The sequence below is a fragment of the Pseudomonas sp. BN505 genome, assembly GCF_029873175.1.
In the GTDB taxonomy this organism is placed as follows: domain Bacteria; phylum Pseudomonadota; class Gammaproteobacteria; order Pseudomonadales; family Pseudomonadaceae; genus Aquipseudomonas; species Aquipseudomonas putida.
Genome location: NZ_SSOI01000066.1, coordinates 166,402 through 181,267 on the forward strand (window position 1 = coordinate 166,402; position 14,866 = coordinate 181,267).

General features: G+C 55.8%; 16 protein-coding genes and 3 pseudogenes. 8 read left to right on the forward strand and 11 right to left on the reverse strand.

Features of this window, described 5'->3' with window-relative positions; translation table 11 throughout:
- Positions 1 to 267: 267 nt before the first annotated feature.
- A complete protein-coding gene (locus E8E78_RS21985; RefSeq protein ID WP_280314247.1) occupies positions 268 to 2,976 on the reverse strand; it encodes a calcium-binding protein in 2,709 nt (902 codons plus the stop codon).
- Positions 2,977 to 3,156: 180 nt separating this feature from the next.
- Between E8E78_RS21985 and E8E78_RS21990 the strand changes: the two are divergent.
- Positions 3,157 to 3,450 (forward strand): annotated as a pseudogene (locus tag E8E78_RS21990) (hypothetical protein).
- Complete coding sequence (locus tag E8E78_RS21995) at positions 3,447 to 3,761, forward strand: hypothetical protein (protein WP_280314244.1); 315 nt, start codon at positions 3,447 to 3,449, stop codon at positions 3,759 to 3,761. The pseudogene E8E78_RS21990 and the gene E8E78_RS21995 overlap by 4 nt, the downstream one beginning before the upstream one ends.
- 668 nt (positions 3,762 to 4,429) lie before the next feature.
- On the opposite strand, the gene E8E78_RS22000 is transcribed toward E8E78_RS21995, so the two are convergent.
- Positions 4,430 to 5,089 (reverse strand): hypothetical protein, encoded by a 660-nt coding sequence (locus E8E78_RS22000; RefSeq protein WP_280314239.1) that lies wholly within the window; start codon positions 5,087 to 5,089, stop codon positions 4,430 to 4,432.
- 393 nt (positions 5,090 to 5,482) lie between these two features.
- On the opposite strand from E8E78_RS22000, the gene E8E78_RS22005 reads away from it, so the two are divergent.
- The 4 genes from E8E78_RS22005 to E8E78_RS22020 all read left to right on the forward strand — a co-directional run bounded on the left by E8E78_RS22005 (position 5,483) and on the right by E8E78_RS22020 (position 7,048).
- Positions 5,483 to 5,653 carry a hypothetical protein gene (locus E8E78_RS22005; RefSeq protein WP_155403390.1) on the forward strand — a complete coding sequence of 57 codons (171 nt, stop codon included), beginning with the start codon at positions 5,483 to 5,485 and terminating at the stop codon, positions 5,651 to 5,653.
- Complete coding sequence (trbK, locus tag E8E78_RS22010; protein ID WP_280314237.1) at positions 5,650 to 5,868, forward strand: entry exclusion lipoprotein TrbK; 219 nt, start codon at positions 5,650 to 5,652, stop codon at positions 5,866 to 5,868. Before E8E78_RS22005 ends, trbK begins: the two co-directional genes overlap by 4 nt.
- Before the next feature lie 120 nt (positions 5,869 to 5,988).
- Complete coding sequence (locus tag E8E78_RS22015) at positions 5,989 to 6,186, forward strand: hypothetical protein (protein WP_049276334.1); 198 nt, start codon at positions 5,989 to 5,991, stop codon at positions 6,184 to 6,186.
- Positions 6,187 to 6,685: 499 nt separating this feature from the next.
- Entirely contained in the window at positions 6,686 to 7,048 is a 363-nt protein-coding gene (locus tag E8E78_RS22020; protein ID WP_016498926.1) for a hypothetical protein, read from the forward strand.
- Between the two features lie 460 nt (positions 7,049 to 7,508).
- Here E8E78_RS22020 and E8E78_RS22025 read toward each other — a convergent pair.
- A pseudogene (locus tag E8E78_RS22025) lies at positions 7,509 to 7,670 on the reverse strand (type II toxin-antitoxin system HicA family toxin).
- Positions 7,671 to 7,672: 2 nt separating this feature from the next.
- Here E8E78_RS22025 and E8E78_RS22030 point away from each other — a divergent pair.
- On the forward strand, positions 7,673 to 7,795 hold the full coding sequence (locus E8E78_RS22030; RefSeq protein WP_265411837.1) for a hypothetical protein: 123 nt from the start codon (positions 7,673 to 7,675) through the stop codon (positions 7,793 to 7,795).
- Positions 7,796 to 7,907: 112 nt separating this feature from the next.
- Here E8E78_RS22030 and E8E78_RS22035 read toward each other — a convergent pair whose 3' ends face one another.
- Positions 7,908 to 8,150 (reverse strand): Pathogenicity locus, encoded by a 243-nt coding sequence (locus E8E78_RS22035; protein ID WP_080642775.1) that lies wholly within the window; start codon positions 8,148 to 8,150, stop codon positions 7,908 to 7,910.
- A 45-nt stretch (positions 8,151 to 8,195) separates the two neighbouring features.
- Here E8E78_RS22035 and E8E78_RS22040 point away from each other — a divergent pair.
- Positions 8,196 to 8,881 (forward strand): annotated as a pseudogene (locus E8E78_RS22040) (putative metallopeptidase).
- Positions 8,882 to 8,981: 100 nt separating this feature from the next.
- Here E8E78_RS22040 and E8E78_RS22045 read toward each other — a convergent pair.
- From E8E78_RS22045 to E8E78_RS22075, 7 genes are all read right to left on the reverse strand, one after another.
- Positions 8,982 to 9,302 carry a hypothetical protein gene (locus E8E78_RS22045; protein ID WP_049277011.1) on the reverse strand — a complete coding sequence of 107 codons (321 nt, stop codon included), beginning with the start codon at positions 9,300 to 9,302 and terminating at the stop codon, positions 8,982 to 8,984.
- A gap of 28 nt (positions 9,303 to 9,330) precedes the next feature.
- Positions 9,331 to 10,050, reverse strand: coding sequence for an SOS response-associated peptidase family protein (locus tag E8E78_RS22050; protein ID WP_061202539.1), 720 nt, complete (start codon positions 10,048 to 10,050; stop codon positions 9,331 to 9,333).
- Between the two features lie 177 nt (positions 10,051 to 10,227).
- A complete protein-coding gene (locus tag E8E78_RS22055; RefSeq protein ID WP_016498932.1) occupies positions 10,228 to 11,121 on the reverse strand; it encodes a LysR family transcriptional regulator in 894 nt (297 codons plus the stop codon).
- Positions 11,122 to 11,203: 82 nt separating this feature from the next.
- A complete protein-coding gene (locus E8E78_RS22060) occupies positions 11,204 to 12,256 on the reverse strand; it encodes an alpha/beta hydrolase (protein ID WP_197863212.1) in 1,053 nt (350 codons plus the stop codon).
- 49 nt (positions 12,257 to 12,305) lie between these two features.
- The gene (locus E8E78_RS22065) at positions 12,306 to 13,250 is read right to left on the reverse strand and encodes an alpha/beta fold hydrolase (protein WP_172439568.1); all 945 of its coding nucleotides are present in this window, start codon (positions 13,248 to 13,250) and stop codon (positions 12,306 to 12,308) included.
- Positions 13,251 to 13,371: 121 nt separating this feature from the next.
- Positions 13,372 to 14,145: a carboxymuconolactone decarboxylase family protein gene (locus E8E78_RS22070; RefSeq protein WP_061202541.1), complete on the reverse strand. Its 774-nt coding sequence runs from the start codon at positions 14,143 to 14,145 to the stop codon at positions 13,372 to 13,374.
- A 229-nt stretch (positions 14,146 to 14,374) separates the two neighbouring features.
- Positions 14,375 to 14,842 carry a cupin domain-containing protein gene (locus E8E78_RS22075; RefSeq protein WP_049277004.1) on the reverse strand — a complete coding sequence of 156 codons (468 nt, stop codon included), beginning with the start codon at positions 14,840 to 14,842 and terminating at the stop codon, positions 14,375 to 14,377.
- Between the last annotated feature and the right edge of the window lie 24 nt (positions 14,843 to 14,866).

Sequence of the window (14,866 nt, forward strand, 5' to 3'; positions counted from 1 at the left end):
GCTTGTGGCGCGGCCTGTTGTTCGAATCTAACGGTACTGCTGCATGACTGGAAGTCTACAGCGCCCAGTTGTTAATTTTGCAACCATGCTCAGCCATGCTCTTGAGAATTTTGATGATTGAACTACTTAACCTAACTTTTCGTTGAGTTGAGGGCTGACTAGTTGTGAGGCGATGCGGCAGGTACTTCCTGCCGCTGGGTAAGCATATTTTTAAATGTTTTGGGTGTTTTCCAAATGGTTAATGATGGCTAATAAACGGATAACTCCTCAGAGGATGAAGTCTGAATGCGATATTTCTGAAATGCCGAGAATTTTTATGGCGAATTCAGGTGAGCTGTCTGAGTTGGTGTTACCGTATAGTATGCCGTTTGAAAATTTTAATTGCCCAGCCATCGTAAAGTTACTTGCGCTGCCGACAATTGTGTGGAATGCATCATTTACAGTCGTGGCGGTGTTGGCATCGAGGGTCGATAGATCTATCTTGTCGATGCCGCGCTCGAAGTCTGTTATTATATCCCACGTTGAAATGGTCAGTCCGGTCTCGTTGAGGTCGTTGAAATCAAAGATATCACTTCCTGAGCCGCCGGTGAGCACATCTTGACCTAAACCGCCGATCAAACGATCATTGCCAGCTCCTCCCAGTAGTATATCTGCACCGGCGCCACCATTCAGCACGTTGTCAGCACTATTGCCTGTCAATGTATTATCCAGGCTGTTGCCTGTGCCATTGATGGCTGCGGTTCCAGATAGAATAAGTTTTTCCAAGTTGTCGCCTAGAGTGCGGCTATCACTGGAAATAACAGTATCAATACCACCATTGGCGGCTTCGATGATCATGTCTTTACCGCTATCGACGTAATAAATATCGTTGCCCATGCCACCGATCATGGTGTCAGCGCCTGCACCGCCGTTGAGCACGTTGTCTGCGTTATTGCCTGTCAATGTGTTATCCAGACTGTTGCCCGTGCCATTGATGGCTGCGGTTCCAGATAGAATAAGTTTTTCCAAGTTGTCGCCTAGAGTGCGGCTACCACTGGAAATAACAGTATCAATACCACCATTGGTGGCTTCGATGATCACGTCTTTACCGCTATCGACGTAATAAGTATCGTTGCCCATGCCGCCGATCATGGTGTCAGCGCCTGCACCGCCGTTGAGCACGTTGTCTGCGCTATTGCCTGTCAATGTGTTATCCAAGCTGTTGCCTGTGCCATTGATGGCTGCGGTTCCAGATAGAATAACTTTTTCCAAGTTGTCGCCTAGAGTGCGGCTACCACTGGAAATAACAGTATCAATACCACCGTTGGCGGCTTCAATGATCACGTCTTTGCCGCTATCGACGTAATAAGTATCATTGCCCATGCCGCCGATCATGGTGTCAGCGCCTGCGCCGCCATTGAGCACGTTGTCTGCGCTATTGCCGGTCAATGTGTTATCCAGACTATTACCCGTGCCGTTGATAGCCGCAGTTCCGGAGAGAATAAGTTTTTCCTGATTGTCGCCCAAAGTGCGGCTGACGCTTGAAATTACAGTGTCAATTCCGCCATTTACATCCTCGATGACCACGTCCTTGCCGCTATCAACGTAATAAGTATCGTTGCCCAATCCGCCGATCATGGTATCCGCGCCGGGCCCACCATCAAGTACATCGTTACCTTTGCCGCCTTCCAGCAAGTCGTCTCCGGCAAGCCCGTTAATCCTATCATTGCCGTCCAGTCCTACCACCCAGTCCGAGTAACTACTACCGTTGAAGTAGTCGTCGGTAGATGTAAGTGTGGACTTGTTGGCTACAAACCTGATAGAGGTGTTGATGCCCATATTGGATAGTTCGTTGGGAGAGTAGCTTCGAGTATTCCCCTGTTGATCCTCAATTACTACGGTTGTAATGTTGTAGATTCCAGTAGGGTTGGTCGAGGCAATGTGCCAAGTTTGTGCGGAGCTTCCATCCAGCCAGGAGTCATAAAGTCCCTGGTTGAGCAAAAGGTTTGATGAGAATTTTTGGTCGCTATTGGTGTAGGAGTAAGTGAGGTTTTTATCAAGCCATATCTGTATGTTTTTGATGCCTGATAGGTCGTCTGATGCAGTTGCGTCTATGCTTAGTTCATTTGACCCAGACAAGGCTATTGTGGTGGGTATTTTAAGAGAGGTAAGGCTTGGTGGCGTTATGTCCGGTGTTGAGTTCTTGAAAAGAATACTTGTGTTGACACCTAAATCTGCTAATTCGTCTGAAGAGTAAGTTCGAGTGTTTCCTTGTAGGTCCTCTACTATAACGGAGGTGATGTTGTAAGTTTCAGAGCGGTTGGTCCCTGCAATGTTCCATGTTTGTGAGGAGGAACCATCCAGCCAAGAGTCAGAGAGTCCTTGGTTGAGTAGGAGATTTGAGGAGAATTTCTGGTCGCTGTTGGTGTACGAGTATGTGAAATTTTTATCAAACCATATTTGTATGTTTTTAATGCCTGACAAATCGTCGGATGCAGTGGCACCTATGGTCAGTCCGTTGTTGTCCGAAGACAAATCGATTGTGGACGGTATCTCAAGGGAGATGAGACTTGGGGGCGTTGCGTCAGTGGTTGACTTTTCAAAAAGAACGCTAGTGTTAACCCCGAGCTCAGATAGTTCGCTTGAAAAGTAGGTGCGAGTGTTTCCCTGCAAATCTTCCACAACAGCAGAAGTGACATTATATATTCCAGAGGGGTTGGTGTCTGCGATAGTCCATGTCTGAGAAGATGAGCCATCTAGCCAAGAGTCGGAAAGGCCTTGGTTGAGCAGGAGGTTTGATGAGAATTTTTCATTGCTGTTGGTGTATGAGTAGGTAAAGTTTCTATCAAACCATATTTGAACATTCTTTATTCCTGATAAGTCGTCAGATGCTTCGGCATCTACTGTCAGTCCGGCTGTTCCCGACGAAAGATCAATTACTTGGGGGATTCTTAACGAAGACAGATTAGGAGAAATTGTATCTGTAGCGGAGCTCATGCAGGTCATCCTTGGTGGGAAGTGGTGGGGGTGGGTCCCAAGCCGTCATATTGCTGGCCATTTGATATTAATGTGAGCGCAACCAAAAAGCGACATGGTCAGTATGATTGGCAATCTGTTTTCTAGAATTCGAGTGTGAGGACCGGTCACTCATAGCATTTGAAGCCACGGTGCGGGCTGATGTGCTTCCTGATCGTTCGCTGGAGGGAGTGTGGCATTGCCGCTCCGGCCGCTCGGTTGCGGAAATTCAAGAAGCTGCGTGCCAACGCGCATACTGGCGACCATTAATTTGAGCCTTTGGGGTGGGGTGCCACCTAGGCTTGGATGTTTAATCCTAGCTCTAGACCCGAAATCATCCCGCACCTGCACGACGCCAAGGTCAACGGCATGGTCCAGCTCGGGATGAACATCAACGGGGTTGAGGACATCGACGGCGTGCTGTATGCGCAGTCGTGGTGGTGCAGGGTGGAATGATGGCCGGGATACCGCAGCCCTGGGTGGACGAGCTGAACGACCATTTCTCTTTAGTCACAGATCCTGATGGTCGCTCGGCCGTGCTTGATGAGATGGCCTACGCTGCGCACCGCCGGCGCGAGGTGAGCGACGAAGACTTGGTCGACATGCTGGAGCTATCAGAGGCCGCCAGGGTTTGGGGATTGATGGAGCTTGAAGAGGCGTTCCACATCGGCCTGTTCAGTTACGAGATCGCGAATGGTTGGGAAGAGGACGAACCAGGAAGGATCGTCATCGGCAGAACGCCTGGATGGGGAAGGAAGGCTGTCTAAAACCGCGGTTGCGCTTCTCGGTTTTATTGGCTGAAACTCGATCAAACGGGCCAATGCATATTAGACAATCGCGATGCATAGGCCGCTAGTTTCGCGGCCTGGGGGCGGTTTCCTACACTACTGCTGCAGTACTGGAAGTTGGCAGAAGCGGTGATCGCCAGACGTATGAGCCTGATCGGAACATAAGGGTGCTGCACTCTACCAGCCTGTGTCCCCTTCGAGCCTGTATTGGTTCGGTTCCTTTTTCGAGTTCGTGTTCTCGTCTATTACCACATCTTCTCGTCGTATCACTGGTTGGTTTGGTAGTGAAGACATCATGCTATACAGCCCTTTCTGGAGCTTAGCCTTCTTGAGCTTCAGCTTTCCGCTGCGCATCAGCGCAACTATTTTTTTTCGCTGTGCGTTCGCCCGATCCCTCTCAAGGGCACGTCTATCTTCTGCTTTTTGGAGGTCCTTTTTCCTCTCCCTTCCCGATTTGGGGCTCCTGCAGATCGTGCCTTTTTGCTCAATGAGGTTCCCTCCAGATGACAGCGAAAGGTGTGGCGTCGGGCCAAAAAACAGTTCCAAAACTTAAATGCCGACCCTTGTAGAATGCGGGTTGTAGCCGTGAAATTCTGCATTGGTTTTGGAACTGATTTTATAGCCAAGAACCCATGAAATGGCAATTCTTAGATCGGATTGCAAATCCGTCTACGCCGGTTCGATTCCGACCTCGGCCTCCACCATTCGAAAGCCCCGCAGATTAACGTCTGCGGGGTTTTTATTTGCGCGTCAGAAAACCCAATCATTTCCGCATAATCAGGCATCGTTTCCGCATCAGGTCGTTGTTTGGTCGGGCTGACGACCTCGCCGACTCGGCGGTAGACCCGCTTCGTGATCTCTTCTTTGGAGTGGCCCAGCAGCCTGCTGGCGTGGCTAATGTCCTCGATTTCCGAGGCCGCCTTCGGTCTGATATCGCGGAACTGGAACTGCCGAACTGAGGCGGCCAGGTCAGCGTTGCCATCGGTCGTCAGCTTCCGAGCGGCCTTGTCGCGTGCTTCGCTGAAGCGGTTCCTGAGCATTTCCCAGCTCATCCGCAGACCCGAGTCGTTGGTGATGAGGCAAGGGTTACGCACGCCTTGCAGCTTGCGGCGTTCAAGTAACGCCTCAATGACAAGGCCAGTCAGTTCACCATTAACGTGCCGGCGAATGCGCAGTTTCTTGTCGGTCTTGTTCTGGTCAACCCACAGGTAATCCTCGTCGAGGTCATCCCTTCGGGTGCATTCTCCATCTCGACTACGCAGTACCCCAAGCCGTGGTCGCCGAACCAGCTGAACGGCAGTGCACATTCATCGCCGTCGTCCGGCCAAGCCGGGTGGGTCCAAAAGCCGCATTCATCGCGCTCCACTTGCAGCGGCTGGATCAGTTGCTTTTTTTCAGGCATGACTTCGTCCTTGGCCGCCTATCGCGGCAGGGAATAGAGGGGAAAGGGGTAAAAAGATGGAGCTTTTTTTCGTGGCCAGTGGTCAAGCTAGTTGGATAGGCCAAATTCCAAATGAAGGCGTCTGCCAGTCTTGGTTACACCAACAGCCTGGGCAGTGGCTGATCGCCAAGGAGCCGCCCTCGCCGGAGAGGCGTTATCGTTGAATAGGGGACGGCGCTGGCTGATGGCACGGCGCCACGTTTTGCGGAGGGTGGGGATGTTTGATATAACGCCCGGCCATTTCACAGGAAGGAACCTCATGAAACGCACCATCGTAGGCGCAGCCATCGTTGCCATCGCTGCAATTTCACTCAGCGGATGCTGGGAGTCCGAGGCGGACAAGAAAGCCAAGGCGCAGCAAGAGGCGAGCGACAAATTATGGGATATCACCCCTCCCGATCGCAGTAAGGACAAGGGGTTCAAGCCGTGAATTCATGCCTTGCCCCAATCCTCGCTGCGGCACTCGTTATAAGCTTGGCTGGCTGCAAAGAAGACGCCGTCGACACGGCAGCCTACGAGCCGACTAGCGAACACTGCCAGCCCGACTACCTGAAAACACTTCCAGACAACAAGGCCCGCGAAGACCTGGTCGAGAAGTGCATGACCGGTGGCTCGTACAAGAAGTCAGAGCCGAAGACCTGGTAACGTCCGGTCTTCGTCAGTCAGCGCCGCCTCATCAGGCGGCGTTTTCGTATGTGGGGAAGGCGCTGGCGTGCAGCGCTGCTGTTGTTATGCTTAGCCGCTTACCAAGCAGGGAGAGTGGTAATGCAGTTGCGTGAAAGACTTCGGGCGTTCCAGCTATGGTTCAACCCGAAGCGCAGACGGTGGGCTGGCGTGACCCTGATCACGCTTGGGGTGGTTGGGATGTTTCTCAACCCGCAAAGCCGGTGGACCCTGGTGCTGGGAACTGGAATCTACTGGTTCTTCACGGCCCTGCCGCCCACACTCGGCGGCAAGCGTTGAGGTGCTGGCGGGCAGCGCCGGAGGGGTAGGCGGCGATCGGAAACTCTTTGCCCAGGGCCTGCTGAACTGTCGCGATGGCGCGGCAGAGGTAAGCCCAGTCAGGGTTCGGCTCCATGGCGCCAGGTTTTCGAGGTACACACTGATCGGCTCGAGGCCGTGCACCTCGGTGATCAGCAGCTTGGTGACGGTCGATGTCTCGATGTTCATGGCTTTGTCCATGCATGCGCCGCCCTCCGTGGCCGGATGCGGCATGGTGGCAATTTGGTTTGGTTTGGGATGGTGTATCAGGGGTGACCGGCTTGGGGCCGGGCATCGTCAGAGCCATCATCGCCTCCATTGCGTACGAAGGTGGCGCCAGGCCCGATGTCGAGTAGGTCGCATACTCGACAAACATCGCCAAAAAGCCCAGCCATAGAGCTGGGCTTGTTCGTTTAGGGATTTACTTGAGGTGGGGCCAGACTGGTAGAATTTGCGCCCCTTGAACCTTGAGATGGATCTTATGCGACAGTTTTTGGCAATGACTTTTGGGGGGCTAACCCCGAGCTACTACGCTCGGCAGTTATTCTTCGGCGCGCTGTTTGGGGCTTTTTTCATTTACATGAAATCACGCGCTCCACTAGGTATTGATTTCGCAACGGTAGCCATCTCGGTGGTGAGTACCTTGCTCTATCCCTATTCTCGATTTGTGTACGAGAGCGTGGTGGGCTTCATCATGGGCCGCAACATGTTCTTCGTGAATGCGCTGCTGATGCTGTTTATCAAAGTGATGACGATGTTCATCTGCTGGTTCCTGGCGATCTTCATCGCGCCACTGGGATTGCTGTACCTCTACTGGCATCACAGTAGACAGCCTTCCAACTAAATCCTCCGAGCCCAGCCTAGCGCTGGGCTTTTTCGCTTATGTAGATGACGCTGAAAGTGCAGTGTGAGAGGGGCAAGGCGGCCGGAGCGAAAAGCGAAGAGGTCGCAACGCTGTTTAAAGGCCCGTCCCCAGCAGATCACAGGCACCCTGACACGGCTTCAGTGCCGGTCATCCGCACCCATTCATGAGCGCGGCCAAGTACCGGGTTTTTTATTGCCCGAACAGGCCCTCAAGAGGGCCGGTGAGAGTGCCGACCCCCTGGGTGCGCGATCAAGCAGCCTGCAGCGCGGTAGGTATCACCTGGAGTCGAACTCCGAACTTGGCCAGAGCTTCTTCCAGGCTCTCGAGCTTCGAGGTGTGCTCGAAGGCGACCAAGCGCCCGTTCGTGAGCCACGATTTTGTAGTCGTACATGTTTCCTCTCATGGGGCTGACTGGACGTCTGTTCAGGGTGGTGGGGCCTCATTTGAGGCCCAGTTGCTTGATGATTTCCTTCCTGAGTCCTTCACCAATTTCCTTGGATCCGTGGCTCGGGAAGATCGTTTAGTGGTCCTTGTAGCGAATCTTGAAGTGACTGCCATTGGCTGACTTCGAGAACTTGTGGCGCGACAATCTGAGGGCCACCTATGGACAACCAGCACAAGAAGATCACAGGTTACCGCGACCTCACTCAGAGCGAGATTGATGGCATGAACTCAATCAAGGCCCTGGAGGCCGATGCCAGTGAGCTGTTCAAGCAAATCGGCTAGATCGAAGGCGTGGACCAGCGTACCTTGGCCCTGGCCAAGACTAATCTTGTGGCCATCCTGCACGGTCATGCCCATGCCGAGACGCACAGGATGGTGTTCACGTAAGGATGGGCTACCGGCTAAGTGCATCTTTCGCAAAATCGACGGCGGCAGTAATAGCAGCTCTTGCTTGAGGGCTATTTCTCCAGCATGTCGATCCCAATGCGGCAGATGCTCGCGCCAAGATGTCGGTTACATCGGCTCTGCTCAGTTCGGCCAATGAGGCGATACCCATCTGCTCAAGTCTGGTGATGACCGTTGGGCCTACGCCCTTGAGTTGTAATAGTGCAGCACGTTCCTTCGGTGGAAATGGCATCAGTGAAATCCCTATCTGATCAATGGTGCTTTGTAAGATTGCCTCATGTTGGTAGTCGGTGCCACAAGCGACTGGAGGCCAAGCACTTTGGCTAGACCCCTTCCACCGGTGGACCTGCTCGAATCGCTGTGGCTCACATTGCGCCCGGCTACCCGCGTATGGGACTGGGTGCAGAGCGAGATCCTCACTGACACCGGCGGCATCCACAACCCAGATCACGCCCACCTGATGGATGCCAACATCGGCGTGCTATGGGCATCGTCCGGAATCGCTAAGCAGGGGCGGGTAGTTCTCGGCCAGGCCGAGCAGCTGATGTTCCGCGCAGGCGGGTGGCAAAAGGCTCGGCAAGAGCAGCAGATGCGGGAATGGTTTGGAGACGAGCCGACCTACCTCATCACCCTGGCCGCCGACAACTGCGCCCAGTGCTCCGACGCTCAGTTCTGCACCCGGGTCGAGCACGAGCTCTACCACATCGCCCAGGCAACCGATGAGTACGGTGCGCCCAAGTTCACCCAAGACGGTTTACCCAAGCTCTACCTGAGCGGCCATGACGTCGAAGAGTTCGTGGGTGTGGGCCAAGCCACGACGTACAGCAGCTGATCGACGCTGCAAGCCGGCCGCCTGAGGTGGCCAAGATCAACATTGCGAGGGGCATGACCCAACCAAGTACGCCGGGCGGGGCCGGTTCGATTCCGACCTCGACCTCCACCATTCGAAAGCCCCGCAGATGAAAATCTGCGGGGTTTTTCTTTGTGCGCTGAAAAACCTGATCGTGTCCGCATCAGCCCTCCACTGGGCAGGGCTGAATGGCTATCAATCTGCAGGTAGCATTCAGAGCTTGTATTGAATGGTGTAGGACGCATCGGTTCTCGGTTCTATCGTAATAGGAATACCGAAAAGCTTCCCTCGACAATCACTGACAACACAGCGATACACCGTGCCTTGCTGGAGCTGGGCCCATAAGCCTTCGTCATGTATCGCGATACCTAGTACACGGTTGTTCGGATCCTCTCTGACCTGAGCAACGTAGTGGTCCAGGTCGCACCCGAACTCAGCAGTGGTAAACTCTGGATCAAAGCCGATCAGCACACCGTGCCTTTTAAGATCGTCCCTGATACGCTCAATCACGTCGTCTGCTTCTTGTTTTAGCATGATCGTTATCTCGCGGTGCTTGTACTCATCAAAACTCTAGCTGACCCTGATGATTTTCGTTGTTCATCGGTGTAATCAACGACTCACCCTCATTCCTCACATTTCCTACCGCCTTACCGACCGGATACCACCGGAATTGGGCAGCTGGCATGCAACCTTGCTCCACGATCGTCGCAGCCCGCTGCGGCGATGTAGTCGGGTCGATCCATTCCCGCGCGAGCTCAGGGGCCAACACCAAGGGCTTCCTGTCGTGGATGTCGATCAGTCCCTGATCCGCTGCTGCGGTGATGATCACAAATCCATCGCGCTCGTCTGGCTCGGTGTTCTGGTGCACTTCTGCAAGCGCAGCGAAATAGAGCGGGGCGCCGTTGTCGCTTGTGATGTAGTACGGCTGCTTGCGCTTCGGATCCGCTGGGTCTGGTATCCACTCGAACCAGCCGTTCGCCGGCGCCAGGGCTCTACCACCTGGCCACAGCTCTTTGAAGAATTTCCCTGTTAGCACCGTTTCAGCCCGGGCATTGATCGGGTCCGGCCGCTTCCCCTTCGCCCAAAACGGCGACCACCCCCACTTGACCCGATCTACGCTGAGTCCATCGTCGACCGGGCGGATGATTTCGACGCGTGTCGACGGTGCCACGTTGAAGCGGTTGATTGGCGCGTGGTCGTAGCCATTGATCACCACCAGGTCCAGCGACAGCTGGCGCAGGTAATGATCCATCGACTCATAGATCGAATATCGTCCGCACATTTTCCCACCTCTCGCCCGTCAGATTTTTCATTGCCCAGGATTTACCGGGCACCCGATGCCAGATTGTCTGTATATACATACAGTTTCGTTGGGCCCTTCGCACTGTGGCGAGAGACGTCTTACTCATTCGCGGGTTGGTGGGGCGGGTCAAATTCAGACGGCTTGAACGTCGATGACTCAGTGCTTGTAGAGTAACGCTTCAACTACAACGCCGAACGCTGATGAATGTTCACGGCGATTAGGATAGTAGAGATGGTAACCGGCAAAGGGTTGGCACCAATCTTCCAACACCCGCACAAGGCTGCCGTCGGCTAGCTCCTTCGCCACCATGTCCTCCGGCAGGAAACCCAAGCCACATCCCGCCACGGCCGCACGCAGGATCGGCACGCTGCTGTTGAATGTCCATTGACCTTCGACACGGGCCTTCAGCTCGTGACCATCCTTTTCAAAATCCCATTGCATCAGGCTGCCATGAGTGGGTAGGCGCAAATTGATGCAATTGTGCGCCGCAAGGTCACCGGGCACCTTGGGCAATGGCCGCTTGTTGAAATACTCGGGTGAGCCCACGACTGCGATGCGCAGGGGTGGCCCGATAGGAACGGCGATCATGTCCTTGGCCACCTGATCTCCCAGGCGTACGCCGGCGTCATAGCGTTGCGCGACGATGTCGGAGAGGGCGTAGTCGACAGTGATTTCGACTTTGATGTCCGGATAGTCGGGGAGCACCTTTAAAAGCTTGGGCCACAAAATATTGTTGGCGGCATGTTCGGACGCTTGAATGCGCACGCTGCCTGCCGGGGTGTCACGAAACTCGCTGACCGCGGCCAGTTCGAGTTCGATCTCATCGAACCGCGGCGCCATCGATTGATACAGCCGCTGACCCGCCTCGGTCGGCGAAACGCTGCGGGTGGTACGTGTCAGCAAGCGCACGCCCAATCGGCTTTCCAGTGCGCGCATGGTGTGGCTCAGCGCCGACTGCGAAACGCCAAGCTGAGCGGCCGCGCGGGTGAAACTGCCTTCGCGGGTGATGACCACGAAGGCTTGCAGGTCGTTTAGATTGGCGCGGGACATTGATGAGAACCTCTCATGAGGGGCGCGGTATTAATCCATGAAAGCAGGTTGCACACGTATGCGCGACCCCTCAAGAGACTGGTTACAAGGTGCGGGAGTAAAACGTGGTCAGTTTGCCAATTGCGGCATCGACATAACGCGGTACCCAGTAGGTCTCGATGTGCGTTGCACCGTCGAGGATAAACACCTCCTTGTCGGTGGTGCCGGTGGCTTTGGGCAAAGCATCCTGCGTCATGTACAGGCTGTCGGCTTTGCTGCCGGCGATCATCAGCAACGGTTGGTTGATCAGCTCGATATGGTCAGTGGCGTCGAAACGCATCAAGTCGATCAGGCTGCTGGTGGTGTATTTGAAGGTCGAGTTCGGGTGTGCGTGTGTCTTCCAGTAGTACTCATAACCTTGGCGATACAGCTCGAAGGGCAGTTTGGCAATTTGCTCGTCGGAGAGGTTGGCATCGCCCGAGTACAGCACCGCGCCGCCGGCCGCTTCTTGCGCGCGGGCTGCTGACGCGTGTTGCAGGCGTTGCTGAATGCTGTCCATTTGCGAGTCGTTGTAGCCGTTGCGACGTACTCTGCCTGAGTTGAACATGCTTACTGTTGCCAACGATTTGAAGCGTTTGTCGGTTTGCGCTGCCGCCAACGAATAACCACCGCCACCACAGATGCCGAGCAGGCCCATGCGTTTGTCATCGACGCCGGCAAACTGGCTGATGAAGTCGGCCATGCCGTGAATGTCTTCGATGCGATACGCCGGCTTATCGATGCTGCGCGGCTGGCCACCGCTGGCGCCCTGATACGCCGCATCGGCCGTGATGGTGATGTAGCCCTGTTCGGCCAGGCGTTGGGCGTACAGCCCGGCGACTTGTTCTTTCACGCCACCATTGGGGTGTGCAACGACCACGGTCGGGTAGGTCTTCTTCGCGTCATAGTTAACCGGGGTGTATACGTTGGCGGCGATATCCAGACCGTTGAGTTTGTAGCTGACCGGATGGATGTTGACCTTGCCCGGTTCGTTCTTGCTGATCGCGCCGTCGTAGGCGAGGGTGAACGGGTTCTTTTTGTAATCGGCGGCCAAGGCTTCGCCCGCCGAGAGGCCGACCAATGCCGACATAAACGTGGCCTTGAGTGTGTTTTTCACCTGAAGCTCCTGAGCAATCAAAAGGGCGGCAGTTGCAAAAGTATTTGGGTCAGTCCAGCTGGTTCTCTTCGAGGAATTGCGCGACCAGGTCAGCGATCTGCACGTTGTTCAGATCCGACATGGGGAAGTGGGTATTGCCATGAATGCCGATCTCCGGCAGGTGGATCAGTCGCACATCACCGCCGTGGCGATTGACCGCGTCACGCCAGAGCCGGGCCATTTTCAGGCGTGCGCGCCAACTGTCCTGGGCGGGCAGGTCGACCGCCTGCTCCGGGATGTTGTCGCCGTAAAGGATCAGAATCGGAATGCGCGTGAGGGCCTTGAATTGCTCCATCGGCACCGCCGCGCCTTGCACTGTGTCGAACGCGCTGGGAATTGGCGGAGGGACTTCACCTTGAGCGAACACGAAGCTGCTGCCTGGCTCGAACGCCACAATGGCTTTCACCTTGTCGTTCTTGATCGCGGTCAACCAGCCCGGCCCGCCACCTTGCGAATGGGTGAACAAAATCCCCGGGCCGATTTTGTCGAAGAGTGCTGATACGCCATCAGAGACCACGTCCATGTCGAACGGCCCGGTGTTCGGCGTCATCGCCCGGAAAAATTGCTCGCGGGTCTGGGCATCCTGTGCCACTTGCACACCGCTGAAGTAGTTGGGCCACAACCCGATGCGGAACTGGTTGAACCACAATTGTTCGTCAGGCACAGGCTTGATTGTGGTCTCGACCATGCTGCGCCCGGCATCGCCACGCCGCGGCTGATCGATCAGATAGACGCCATAATGGCGGCGTAGAAAGATGTTCTGAAAGCCTTCGCGACCATCGGCGGTGGTTTCCCAGGTCTTGGAAAACTGACCCGCACCGTGCCACATGACGATGGGCAGTTTTCGCGCATCCACCGGGATTTGATAGAAGGCGTAGGCGTGGTCACCGTGGTATGTCTGGCCGTTGGGCGTCATCGGTTGGTGCGGGTTGAAGGTGCCCGGTGCAGTGGTCACCGTTCCGCCGGCGGCGAAGCTGCCTTGTCGTTGAATCTGCAACGAGCCATCGGGGTTGTTCGCGCAGGCCGCTAGCAGGCTCAACAGCGCGATGCTCAGTAGGGACTTGGCAGGCGTCATGTCATTTACCCGAAGCCGTGAGGGCTTGGGTCAACGCGGTCTTGGCACGTTCAGCCGTCTGCTCGTCGCCGTGTTGTTTCAGCAGCTGCGTGACTTCGTGCAACTGCGCCGCGCTCAGACCGACGCGCAGGCTCGCCGCCATGTGCGAGCGTAATTGTGGCTCGACCCCAGGCGTTGCCGCCAGCGCGCCGATGGTCGCCAGTTCGCGGCTTTGCCAGTCGAGGTTGTCGCGCTCGAAGATGTCGCCGAACAAGTGAGTTTGCAGGTACCGGTTTATTACCGGAGCGAACTCGAACACCGGGCCTTTGACCGGGGCACCGGAAATCCTGGTTTGATTTGCGGTGCCGGCGGCCAGCAGCTCAGCCCCGACCGGAATCGCCCGGCTCGGCTCACGCCCCGGCGCGTCTTCGATACCGCGCTGTTTGCGCGTCTGTACCACCGCCATTAACTCGTTCAAGGCGTTGAGGCTGCGCGGGAAGCCCACATAGGCGTACAGCTGCACCAGAATTTCCCGGGTTTCGCTGATGGTCAAGCCGGCATCGAGGCCTTGATTGAGCGCGGTGTTGAGGTTGGGTATGTCGCTGGTCGCCATGAACGCGGCGATCAGGGGAATCGTTTGTTGCTGGCGCGACAAGCTAGCTGCGCTGGCGGAGGGGCTGGCCATGGTCTGCGATGCCTCGGCTGCTTGAGTGGTAACGCTGAACATCGCCCCGACGCCCAGGCAAAGCGCCATGAGCGTGGGAAGGGTAGAGTTGTTGCGTGCGTCAGTGGTCATCGTGAAAGGCTCCATCCGTTGCGGGTCAGCGTGGTGTCGCTGGATCGTACGGAGGATGGTTGTGTCGATTAACCCCGAAATTGCGCATGGACTTCTGAGCAGAATTCATGAGTCGAAATTGCCGTCACCGCTGCAACTTCGGCGCGACCCCGCTGATGCCGGGCCTGCAGGGCGGCTGACGGTTTGTGACAGAGGTGCCGGGCGAGCAACTTCGACACATTCCGTAACTTCATTGGCCGGTGTATTGCGCCTCCGAGACCTGTTCCGCCCAGGTGACGGTCTTGCCGTCCTCGGCTTCAGCGATGGCGATGTGGGTCATGCCGTTGCTGGCCGTGGCGCCATGCCAGTGACGGGTGTGCGGCGGAATCCAGACAGTGTCGCCCGGTCGGATTTGCTGACGCGGGCCGCCCTCTTGCTGCACGTATCCGACGCCTGCTGTGACGATCAGCGTTTGCCCCAGCGGATGGGTGTGCCACGCCGTGCGTGCGCCTGGCTCGAAGGTCACCGTGCCGCCACCGATGCGCGCCGGCGCATCACCGTTGAACAGGCCATCAACGCGCACCTTGCCGGTAAAGTTTTGCGCCGCGCCATTGACCGAGGGCTGCGCGCCATTCGGCGTAACGCGGATTTCACCGGCGGCCTGGGATTCTGCTGCCATGAGTGACAAAGCAACGAGTGGTGCGATCAATCGGGTCATCGGATCAACTCCGGTCAGAAGGGA

Coding starts and splice junctions, on each gene's coding strand:
- E8E78_RS22045 (WP_049277011.1), bottom strand. CDS start 9,302: ATGCTAAAACAAGAAGCAGACGACGTGATTGAGCGTATCAGGGACGAT.
- E8E78_RS22070 (WP_061202541.1), bottom strand. CDS start 14,145: ATGACCACTGACGCACGCAACAACTCTACCCTTCCCACGCTCATGGCG.
- E8E78_RS22005 (WP_155403390.1), top strand. CDS start 5,483: ATGAAACGCACCATCGTAGGCGCAGCCATCGTTGCCATCGCTGCAATT.
- E8E78_RS21985 (WP_280314247.1), bottom strand. CDS start 2,976: ATGAGCTCCGCTACAGATACAATTTCTCCTAATCTGTCTTCGTTAAGA.
- E8E78_RS21995 (WP_280314244.1), top strand. CDS start 3,447: ATGATGGCCGGGATACCGCAGCCCTGGGTGGACGAGCTGAACGACCAT.
- E8E78_RS22050 (WP_061202539.1), bottom strand. CDS start 10,050: ATGTGCGGACGATATTCGATCTATGAGTCGATGGATCATTACCTGCGC.
- E8E78_RS22000 (WP_280314239.1), bottom strand. CDS start 5,089: ATGTGCACTGCCGTTCAGCTGGTTCGGCGACCACGGCTTGGGGTACTG.
- E8E78_RS22020 (WP_016498926.1), top strand. CDS start 6,686: ATGCGACAGTTTTTGGCAATGACTTTTGGGGGGCTAACCCCGAGCTAC.
- E8E78_RS22075 (WP_049277004.1), bottom strand. CDS start 14,842: ATGACCCGATTGATCGCACCACTCGTTGCTTTGTCACTCATGGCAGCA.
- E8E78_RS22015 (WP_049276334.1), top strand. CDS start 5,989: ATGCAGTTGCGTGAAAGACTTCGGGCGTTCCAGCTATGGTTCAACCCG.
- E8E78_RS22055 (WP_016498932.1), bottom strand. CDS start 11,121: ATGTCCCGCGCCAATCTAAACGACCTGCAAGCCTTCGTGGTCATCACC.
- E8E78_RS22030 (WP_265411837.1), top strand. CDS start 7,673: ATGGACAACCAGCACAAGAAGATCACAGGTTACCGCGACCTCACTCAG.
- E8E78_RS22035 (WP_080642775.1), bottom strand. CDS start 8,150: ATGCCATTTCCACCGAAGGAACGTGCTGCACTATTACAACTCAAGGGC.